We start from the raw sequence: 7,187 nt of genomic DNA, 5'->3' as shown, positions 1-7,187 counted from the left end.
CAACTGGTTGGTTTCGGTACCTTCAAAGTGAACCACCGCGCTGAGCGTACTGGCCGCAACCCGCAGACCGGTAAAGAAATCAAAATCGCCGCAGCTAACGTGCCGGCATTTGTTTCTGGCAAAGCACTGAAAGACGCAGTTAAGTAAGACCGCGTGGCAGTGAACAGTTTTAAAGAAGGGGCGGCTTCGCCCCTTTCGTTCATCTGGCGCCGTTTACCGGCGCTGGCTGGCGTACTGTTGCTCACTGCCTGCAGCCATAACAGCACGCTGCCTCCTTTCACCGCCAGCGGCTACGCTGATACGCAGGGTGCGGTGCGCATCTGGCGTAAAGATAGCGGCGGCGAGACCCATCTTCTGGCTACGCTAAGCCCGTGGCACAGCGGCAATACCTCGACCAGTGAATACCGCTGGCAGGATGACAAACTGCAGCTGATTGAACTCAATATCTACGGCAAACCGTCCGAACATATTCGCGCCCGTTTCGATAGCAACGGCGAGCTGAGCTTCATGCAGCGCGAAATTGACGGGCAGAAACAGCAGCTCTCCAGCGATCAGGTGGCGCTCTATCGCTACCGTGCCGAGCAGATCCGCCAGACCAGCGACGCGCTGCGGCTGGGGAAAGTGGTGCTACGTCAGGGGCGCTGGCATGCCGATGGCTCCGTCACCACCTGCGAAGGCGAAACGGTGAAGCCTGATTTCGACTCCCGCGCCCTGGAGCATATTGCGAGCCGCCAGAGCCGTTCGTCCGCTGAAGTGAGCATTGCCTGGCTGGAAGCCCCGGAAGGCACACAGCTCCTGCTGGTGGCGAACGAAGACTACTGCACCTGGCAGCCGACCGAAAAGAGTTTCTAGGCCTACCAGCGGTTCATGCCGCCCATATGGCCGCCACCGTTGTATCCCCCCTGACAGCCCATCCCACCGTGACGGGGAATACCGGCCTGCGCCATGGCCACATCAAACTTCACTCGCTGATTACCCAGCTTCTGTCGTAGTGTCTCCATCTCCTGCGCCACGCTTTCTATTTTGGCGCTATCCGGCTTATCGGCCGTTAACAGCGCATTGTACTCATAGCGCTTAGAGGTGAGCTGCTGTCGCAGCGCGCTGGTCTGATTGTAAAAATCATTATGCAGCTTCTGGGCCGTAGCCTGCTGTGCATCGGTGAGCTGGCTGTAGCCACCGTTATCGCCGTTGTTTCCCCAGTGATGCGGGCCTGCTAACGCCGTCCCGCTGGTGAAGGTGAATGCGGCAACGGCTAAGAGAGTAAGCGTCAGATTGTTGTTCCGTTTCATGGTTGATTCTCCTGTGGTGTGGTTATCTTAGCTATTGCATCTTCCGTGCCAGACCGAAAAACCGAGATAATGTTGGCGTTTTCAGGCCGTTCGCGGCGACGGGCGAGTAAAAATGACCCGCGTAGGCCTAACCAGCGGGTCATTTTTACTCGTTGAAGCAAGGCGTTTGTGTTCGCGGGCCGGTTTAGCGAGCGCGAAAAATGGCATGATTTCTGCTGAGGGATAGTGACGGGAAAAGAGAAGGAAGCCCCATGAGCCTCATACGTTTACAGAAGGATTCGATAACCGCCGGCATTAGCTGGCTGCTGACCAGCGTGATTTTGCTGCTGGTCTGCCTGTTTTCAGCGCTTATCGTGCGTGACTACGAGCGGGAAAACGTATCGGCGCGGCAGGCCATTCAGGAAAAAGGCAGCGTGCTTATCCGTGCCCTTGAGTCCGGCGCCCGCGTAGGCATGGGGATGCGCATGCATCATGCCCAGCTTCAGGCAATGCTGGAAGAGATGGCCTGGCAGCCTGGCGTGCTGTGGTTTGCCGTCACCGATGAACAAGGGACGGTGATGGCCCATAGTGACCCGCAGCAGGTGGGCAAGGCGCTCTATGATGCGCAGCAGATGCGCCAACTTCAGGTTGGCGACACGGTGCGCGAGCGCCGCGTTGAATCGCCAGAACCGGCGCTGGAGCTCTACCGGACGTTTCGCCCGCTGGACAGCGGCAACGGCCACCACATGCGCATGATGATGCGACGTAACGTAGTCGATGTACCGCAGGTGATTTTTATCGCGTTTGATGTGCGTGAGCTCGATGCCGAGCAGGCGCGCGGGCTACGTAATGTGATAGTGATGCTGTGCGCCGCCGGGCTGGTGATGGTGGCGACTCTCCTCGCGCAGTTCTGGTTTCGTCGCTACCAGCGTTCACGCAAGCTATTACAGGAAGCGACCCATCGCAGAGAAAAGCTGGTGGCCTTAGGTCATCTGGCAGCCGGTGTGGCGCATGAAATCCGTAACCCGCTCTCCTCGATTAAAGGGCTGGCGAAGTACTTTGCTGAACGCACGCCGCCGGGAGGGGAGGCCTACGCGCTGGCGCAGGTGATGGCGAAAGAGGCGGACCGTCTGAATCGCGTGGTCAGTGACCTGCTGGAGCTGGTGCGTCCGGCACATTTAAAATGGCAATCGGTGGATCTCAACCAGGTGATTACCCACTCGCTACAGCTGGTCAGCCAGGATGCGCGTGATAGGGAGATTACGCTGCGGTTCACCCCACATCCTGCGCTACGCTGCATTCAGGCCGACCCGGACCGGCTGAATCAGGTGCTGTTGAATCTCTATCTCAACGCGATTCAGGCGATAGGGCACGGTGGCGTGATTACGGTAACGGCGAGCGAGTGTAGCGACGGGCGCGTGAAGGTGAGCGTCGCCGATAACGGTAAAGGAATGACGGCCGAGCAGCTGGACGCGATTTTTACCCCGTACTTCACCACCAAAGCTGACGGCACAGGTCTTGGGCTCGCGGTGGTACAGAACATTATCGAGCAGCACGGCGGCACGATTCATGCCGACAGCCGTCCCGGCGAGGGAGCCATATTTACCCTCTACCTGCCGGTTAATGAGCAACAAAAGGAACAGCAAGGATGAGCGTAGAAAAGGTCGATATTCTGGTGGTGGACGATGATATCAGCCACTGCACTATTCTTGAGGCGCTGCTGCGCGGCTGGGGATATCAGGTCTCGCTGGCACATAATGGCCGGGAGGCGCTGGAGCAGGTGCGCCAGCGGGTATTTGATTTAGTGCTCTGCGATATCCGCATGGCGGAGATGGACGGCATTGAAACGCTCAAAGAGATAAAAACCTGGAATCCGTCGATCCCGGTGCTGATCATGACCGCCTACTCCAGCGTGGGGACGGCGGTTGAGGCGCTAAAATCTGGTGCGCTGGATTACCTCATCAAGCCGTTAGACTTCGATAACCTACAGCAAACGCTCGCGCGGGCATTGGTGCATACCTTGCAGTCTGACGGCGTGATTGAGGCTTCTCCCGCGACTCAATTCGGGATGGTTGGCGATAGCCCGGCAATGCAGGCGCTGCTGCACGATATCACCCTGGTTGCCCCTTCTGATGCCACCGTGTTGATTCACGGCGAGTCGGGCACCGGTAAAGAGCTGGTGGCGCGAGCCCTGCACGCCAGCAGCGCGCGCGGCGATGGGCCGCTGGTGACGCTGAACTGCGCGGCGCTCAATGAATCTTTGCTGGAGTCTGAACTGTTCGGCCACGAGAAAGGGGCGTTTACCGGTGCGGATAAACGGCGGGAAGGGCGCTTTGTACAAGCGAGTGGCGGAACCTTATTCCTCGATGAAATTGGCGATATCTCGCCGCTGATGCAGGTACGCCTGCTGCGTGCGATTCAGGAACGTGAAGTGCAGCGCGTGGGCAGCAACCAGACCATTTCAGTGGATGTCCGCCTGATCGCCGCTACCCATCGCTACCTGGCTGAAGAGGTCAGCGCCGGGCGCTTTCGCCAGGATCTCTATTACCGGCTGAACGTGGTGACCATCGACATGCCGCCGCTGCGTCGGCGCCGCGAAGATATTCCCTCCCTCGCGCACCACTTCCTGAAACGCTACGCCGAGCGAAACCGTAAAGCGGTGCAAGGATTTACCCCGCAGGCGATGGATTTGCTGATTCACTACGACTGGCCGGGCAATATTCGCGAACTGGAAAACGCGGTGGAGCGGGCGGTGGTACTGCTGACGGGAGAATATGTCTCTGAGCGCGAGCTGCCGCTGGCGATTGTGGGTACGCCGGTACCGATTTTGTCGTCGGCCGATGATGAGATACTGCCGCTGGTGGAGGTGGAAAAAGAGGTCATCCTGGCGGCGCTCGAAAAAACGGGCGGCAACAAAACTGAAGCCGCCCGTCAGTTGGGCATTACGCGCAAAACGCTGCTGGCAAAGCTTAGCCGTTAGTTCTGCTCACGCTCGATGGCGCGCCAGCCGATGTCGCGGCGGCTGAAACTGCCGTCCCAGTGGATGTCGGTCATTAAGGCATAAGCGCGTTGCTGCGCTTCTGCTACGGTGTGGCCCAGTGCGGTAGCGCACAGCACGCGGCCGCCGCTGGTCAGCACGCGGTCGTCGTCGGCGAGTTTGGTACCCGCGTGGAAGACCTTACCGTCGGTTGAGGATTCCAGCGGCAGGCCGTGGATCTCATCACCGGTGTTGTAGTGGCCAGGGTAACCACCCGCGGCAATCACCACGCCCAGCGAAGCGCGTTCGTCCCACTCGGAGGTTTTCTCATCCAGCTTGCCGTCGCAGGCGGCCAGGCAAAGATCCACCAGATCCGACTTCATGCGCAGCATGATCGGCTGAGTTTCCGGATCGCCAAAGCGGCAGTTGAACTCGATAACCTTCGGGTTGCCCTGTTTATCGATCATCAGACCGGCATACAGGAAACCGGTGTAGGTGTTCCCTTCCGCCGCCATGCCTTTTACGGTTGGCCAGATGATCCGTTCCATGGTGCGCTGGTGGACTTCATCAGTCACCACCGGTGCCGGAGAGTATGCCCCCATGCCGCCGGTATTCGGGCCGGTGTCGCCGTTACCTACGCGTTTGTGGTCCTGGCTGGTCGCCATCGGCAGCACGTGCTCGCCGTCGACCATCACGATAAAGCTCGCTTCTTCACCGTCGAGGAACTCTTCGATAACGATACGGTGACCCGCGTCGCCAAAGGCGTTACCGGCCAGCATGTCGTGAACGGCGGCTTCGGCTTCTTCGAGAGTCATCGCGACGATAACGCCTTTACCGGCGGCCAGGCCGTCGGCTTTGATAACGATCGGCGCGCCTTTTTCGCGCAGGTATGCCAGCGCAGGCTCAACTTCGGTGAAGTTCTGATATTCCGCCGTCGGAATCTGGTGACGGGCGAGGAAATCTTTGGTGAAGGCTTTGGAGCCTTCCAGCTGCGCGGCGCCTTCGGTTGGCCCGAAGATTTTCAGGCCAGCGGCGCGGAACGCATCGACCACGCCAATCACCAGCGGCGCTTCCGGGCCGACGATGGTCAGGTCAATCTGCTCGTTCTGGGCAAAGCTCAGCAGTGCCGGAATATCGGTGACGCCGATAGCCACGTTCTGCAACGCGGGTTCCAGTGCGGTACCGGCGTTACCCGGTGCGACAAAAACGGTATCAACCAGCGGGGACTGCGCGGCTTTCCAGGCCAGCGCGTGTTCGCGCCCGCCGTTACCAATGACTAAAACTTTCATCGTCTGCTCCCTGAATTAATGGCGGAAGTGGCGCATATCGGTGAAGATCATCGCGATGCCGTGTTCGTCGGCGGCGGCAATCACTTCTTCGTCGCGGATAGAACCGCCAGGCTGGATAACGCAGCTCACGCCAACGGCGGCGGCAGCATCAATGCCATCACGGAACGGGAAGAACGCATCGGAAGCCATGGCGGAGCCTTTCACTTCCAGACCTTCATCAGAAGCTTTAATTCCCGCGATTTTGGCGGAGTAAACGCGGCTCATCTGGCCTGCGCCTATACCGATGGTCATGTTCTCTTTGGCATACACAATGGCGTTGGATTTCACGAACTTCGCCACCTTCCAGCAGAACAGCGCATCGCGCAGCTCCTGCTCGGTTGGCTGACGTTTGGAAACCACGCGCAGTTCACCTTCAGTCACCATACCCAGGTCACGGTCCTGAACCAGCAGGCCGCCGTTCACGCGTTTAAAGTCGAGGCCCGGTACGCGCTGTGCCCACTGGCCGCAGGTCAGCACGCGAACGTTCTGTTTAGCGGCGGTGATCTTAAGCGCTTCTTCGGTCGCGGATGGGGCGATAATGACTTCCACGAACTGGCGGGAGATGATCGCCTGCGCGGTTTCAGCATCCAGCTCGCGGTTAAAGGCGATGATGCCGCCGAACGCGGAGGTTGGGTCAGTTTTATAAGCGCGGTCGTAAGCGTCAAGAATAGAGGTGCTTACCGCCACGCCGCATGGGTTAGCGTGCTTGACGATAACGCAGGCCGGTTCGTTGAACTCTTTCACACACTCCAGCGCCGCATCGGTATCGGCGATGTTGTTATAGGAGAGCGCTTTACCCTGAACCTGCTGCGCGGTGGCAACGGACGCTTCTTTGACGTTCTCTTCTATATAGAAGGCAGCCTGCTGGTGGCTGTTCTCGCCGTAGCGCATATCCTGCTTCTTAATGAAGTTCAGGTTCAGCGTACGAGGGAAGCGACCGGCGGCTTCTTTGCTTTCGCCGTGGTAAGCCGGAACCATGCTGCCGAAGTAGTTGGCAATCATGCTGTCGTAGGCGGCGGTGTGTTCGAAAGCTTTAATCGCGAGATCGAAACGGGTGTTGAGGGTCAGAGAACCTTCGTTAGCATCCATCTCTTTAATAATGGCGTCGTAGTCGCTGCTCTTCACAACGATTGCCACATCTTTATGGTTCTTGGCGGCGGAGCGCACCATGGTCGGGCCGCCGATATCAATGTTCTCTACTGCATCTTCCAGCGAGCAGCCTTCGCGGGCGACGGTCTCGGCGAATGGATACAGGTTAACGACAACCATATCGATAGGAGCAATGTGGTGCTGTTCCATAATGGCATCGTCCTGGCCGCGACGACCGAGGATGCCACCGTGTACTTTTGGATGCAGGGTCTTTACGCGTCCATCCATCATTTCCGGGAAGCCGGTGTAATCGGAAACTTCGGTCACCGGCAGACCTTCCTCTGCTAACAGGCGCGCAGTGCCACCTGTAGACAGCAGCTCCACACCGCGTGCGGAAAGTGCCTGGGCGAATTCGATGATACCGGCCTTGTCAGAAACACTGAGCAGAGCGCGGCGGACTGGACGACGTTGTTGCATGGTAAATCCCCTGGATTTGACTATTACAGAGAGCGTTAGGTGAATTCT

General features: G+C 58.5%; 7 protein-coding genes. 4 read left to right on the top strand and 3 right to left on the bottom strand.

Features of this window, described 5'->3' with window-relative positions:
* The coding region (locus RDN66_RS19120; protein ID WP_279434423.1) for an HU family DNA-binding protein at positions 1-147 on the top strand (147 nt) is incomplete at its 5' end.
* Between the two features lie 12 nt (positions 148-159).
* A complete protein-coding gene (locus RDN66_RS19115; protein ID WP_202218181.1) occupies positions 160-852 on the top strand; it encodes a DUF1481 domain-containing protein in 693 nt (230 codons plus the stop codon).
* Between the two features lie 2 nt (positions 853-854).
* Here RDN66_RS19115 and zraP read toward each other — a convergent pair whose 3' ends face one another.
* The gene (gene zraP, locus RDN66_RS19110) at positions 855-1,289 is read right to left on the bottom strand and encodes a zinc resistance sensor/chaperone ZraP (RefSeq protein WP_035896392.1); all 435 of its coding nucleotides are present in this window, start codon (positions 1,287-1,289) and stop codon (positions 855-857) included.
* A 251-nt stretch (positions 1,290-1,540) separates the two neighbouring features.
* On the opposite strand from zraP, the gene zraS reads away from it, so the two are divergent.
* Positions 1,541-2,920, top strand: a complete 1,380-nt coding sequence (gene zraS, locus RDN66_RS19105; protein WP_202216772.1) for a two-component system sensor histidine kinase ZraS — start codon at positions 1,541-1,543, stop codon at positions 2,918-2,920.
* Positions 2,917-4,248, top strand: a complete 1,332-nt coding sequence (gene zraR / locus RDN66_RS19100) for a sigma-54-dependent response regulator transcription factor ZraR (protein ID WP_202216771.1) — start codon at positions 2,917-2,919, stop codon at positions 4,246-4,248. Before zraS ends, zraR begins: the two co-directional genes overlap by 4 nt.
* Here zraR and purD read toward each other — a convergent pair.
* The gene (gene purD, locus RDN66_RS19095; RefSeq protein ID WP_035896395.1) at positions 4,245-5,534 is read right to left on the bottom strand and encodes a phosphoribosylamine--glycine ligase; all 1,290 of its coding nucleotides are present in this window, start codon (positions 5,532-5,534) and stop codon (positions 4,245-4,247) included. The two genes, zraR and purD, sit on opposite strands and share 4 nt — an antisense overlap.
* A gap of 15 nt (positions 5,535-5,549) precedes the next feature.
* Positions 5,550-7,139, bottom strand: coding sequence for a bifunctional phosphoribosylaminoimidazolecarboxamide formyltransferase/IMP cyclohydrolase (gene purH / locus RDN66_RS19090; RefSeq protein ID WP_202216770.1), 1,590 nt, complete (start codon positions 7,137-7,139; stop codon positions 5,550-5,552).
* Between the last annotated feature and the right edge of the window lie 48 nt (positions 7,140-7,187).

Source organism: uncultured Kluyvera sp., from assembly GCF_902485085.1.
Taxonomy (GTDB): domain Bacteria; phylum Pseudomonadota; class Gammaproteobacteria; order Enterobacterales; family Enterobacteriaceae; genus Kluyvera; species Kluyvera ascorbata.
The sequence above is the reverse complement of the archived record's forward strand: the minus strand, read 5'-3'. Positions and strand labels throughout refer to the sequence as shown.